This is a genomic window from Trebonia sp. (genome assembly GCF_049794275.1).
Taxonomy (GTDB): Bacteria; Actinomycetota; Actinomycetes; order Streptosporangiales; family Streptosporangiaceae; genus Trebonia.
On record NZ_JBARCR010000603.1, the window covers coordinates 1 to 1925 of the forward strand.

A 1925-nucleotide genomic window follows, 5' to 3' on the forward strand; every position below is an offset into this window, starting at 1 on the left:
CTGCGGCAACGTGGCGACACCGGCGATGCCCGCCATCCGAAACACAGTTCCCCGGACGTTCTGCCGCATCGGCACCGCCGACGCGGACGCCACCGCGACGCCATCGTCCTCCGCGACCACCGTGATGTCGTCGGCGTAGAACGGCTGATTGCCCGCCATCCGCTCGCGGATGCCCGCCGAGGGCGATGGCGCGAACGCGTAAGCATGGACAGGGACGGTGCGCTCGACCCACTCGCTGGCGTCGATCTGGCGTATCCTCACCCGCTCATGATGCGCGACGAGGGCCCGGCGTACGACACGGACTACAGGATTACCGACGCCGGCCCGGGAGAGCCGTGAGATTAGCTAAGCGTTCACGAAGAAGCCAGTGAATCCCGCGGGAGGTAAGGTACCGGACGTGGACAACGGTGACGTTCCCCGGGAAGTCGATACGTCCAAGGCGCACACGGCGCGGATCTACGACTACTTCCTCGGCGGCAAGGACAACTTCGCCGCCGACCGGGAAACCGCTGCGAGGGCGATGGCAGCGTGGCCGCCCGTCAGAACGGCCGCCCGCGAGAACCGCGCCTTCCTCGGCCGCACCGTCAGGTACCTGGCCGAAGAAGCGGGCATCACCCAGTTCCTCGACCTCGGCTCCGGGCTGCCTGGCGTGGGCAACGTGCACGAGATCGCGCAGGACGTCAACCCGGCCGCACGCGTCGTGTACGTGGACAACGACCCGATCGTGCTCGCTCACGGGCGGGCGCTGCTGGACAGCACGCCGGAGGGCAAGTCCGTCTACATCGAGGCGGACATGCGAGAGCCGGAAAGTATCCTCGAGCACCCGGTCACGCGGGACACGCTGGACTTCAGCAAGCCGGTCGCGCTGATGCTCGTCGCCGTGCTGCATTTTTTTCCGGACGACGACGAAGCGCGCCGGATCGTCGAACCCCTGGTCGGCGCTCTGCCGCCGGGCAGCTACGTCGTTTCTTCGCACGGCACCGCCGAGTACGAGCCGGCGGCGATCGAGGCAGGCAAGGCTTACACGCGCGGCGGCGTAGGCGTCACCGGGCGGGACGCCGACGTGTTCGCGGACCTGGTGTTCAAGGGCCTGACGCTGGTCTCCCCGGGCATGGTCGTGGTGTCAGAGTGGCGTCCCGAGCCGGGCGCGATCCTGCCGCCCCGCGCTGAGATCAGCATGAACGGAGCCGTCGCCCGCAAGCCTTAGCAGCAGATTTATCCCGAACGGGCCGCCCAGACCCGTCGCCGAAGGTGGTCGATGGGCCATCCACCACCCTCTATGGCGGTCGATGGCCCATCGACCCCCTATGGCCGGCCACGCGCCGCTCGACGAGAAGGCCGCGCACTCGCTCGCGGCCGAGCTGACCAGATCCGGCGGCTCAGCATAGGGTGGGGGAGGCGCCACGAGACCGTTCGGGATAAAAGGAGTGCGCATGAGCACCAAACCCGCAGCCCCTGTTTCGGTCCCGGACGCCATCACCGAGCTGCCGCACCCATGGGAGTCGCGTGACCTCGCCTTCGCGAACGGCAGCGTGCTGCGGGTCGTGCGATTCGAGGGGGCGTTCCCCTGGCACCAGCGCGACCAGGACGAGCTGTACCTATGCTGGGACGGCTCCTTCCGGGTGGAGTTCGAGGGGGGCGACTCGGTGGTGCTGCGCGCCGGGGACATCTTCGTTGTGCCCAAGGGCGTCCGGCACCGGCCGGTGGCCGATGAGCCCGCCTACGGCCTGATGATCGAGCGACCTGAGCCCAAGCAATACGGCAGCGCCTAGCGGACTGTCTGGCACGCTCCCAGATTATTGCGTGAGAGCGTTAGCGGCGGGCGGAGACCGGCCAGCGGTCGGCGACCGCGCCGTCGGAGACGACCACGAGTTCGCTGGTCAGGTTGACGACCGTGCAGACGTGGTTGGGGATCACGCGGACGA

The 1925-nt window shown here is 68.3% G+C and carries 3 protein-coding genes; 2 read left to right on the top strand and 1 reads right to left on the bottom strand.

What is annotated here, in order from left to right; translation table 11 throughout:
- A partial coding sequence (locus tag WA805_RS16250) for a GNAT family N-acetyltransferase (protein WP_425242751.1) occupies positions 1 to 261 on the bottom strand: 261 nt, incomplete at its 3' end.
- 136 nt (positions 262 to 397) lie between these two features.
- Between WA805_RS16250 and WA805_RS16255 the strand changes: the two genes are divergently transcribed.
- Both WA805_RS16255 and WA805_RS16260 read left to right on the top strand, forming a co-directional pair.
- On the top strand, positions 398 to 1207 hold the full coding sequence (locus WA805_RS16255; RefSeq protein ID WP_425242752.1) for an SAM-dependent methyltransferase: 810 nt from the start codon (positions 398 to 400) through the stop codon (positions 1205 to 1207).
- Positions 1208 to 1433: 226 nt separating this feature from the next.
- Complete coding sequence (locus tag WA805_RS16260; RefSeq protein ID WP_422279692.1) at positions 1434 to 1772, top strand: cupin domain-containing protein; 339 nt, start codon at positions 1434 to 1436, stop codon at positions 1770 to 1772.
- Positions 1773 to 1925: the final 153 nt, after the last annotated feature.

Coding starts and splice junctions, on each gene's coding strand:
- WA805_RS16260 (WP_422279692.1), top strand. CDS start 1,434: ATGAGCACCAAACCCGCAGCCCCTGTTTCGGTCCCGGACGCCATCACC.